We start from the raw sequence: 251 nt of genomic DNA on the forward strand, positions 1-251 counted from the left end.
ACGCGCCCCTCGCGCGCCCTGCCGTACGAGCTGCACGTCAGCGCCCGTGAAGACGCCACCAACCGTGCCCTGCGCCTGATCTTCAGCAATACCGGCACGGCCGCCGCGGTGTTCCACGTATACGACCTGTCTCTTATACACATCTCCGAGCCCACGAGACATGGCGCCTGATCGCGTATGCCGTCTTCTGCTTGAAAAGGGGGGGGGGGGGGGGGGGGGGGGGGGGGGGGGGGGGGGGGGGGGGGGGGGGG

General features: G+C 70.9%; 1 pseudogene. It reads left to right on the plus strand.

Going from position 1 to position 251, the window contains the following annotated elements:
- Nucleotides 1-126: pseudogene (locus JHD73_RS28970) on the plus strand (phospholipase domain-containing protein); the annotation flags it as partial.
- Nucleotides 127-251 lie beyond the last annotated feature (125 nt).

The sequence above is a fragment of the Ralstonia sp. ASV6 genome (genome assembly GCF_016429285.1).
GTDB classification, from domain to species: Bacteria; Pseudomonadota; Gammaproteobacteria; order Burkholderiales; family Burkholderiaceae; genus Ralstonia; species Ralstonia flaminis.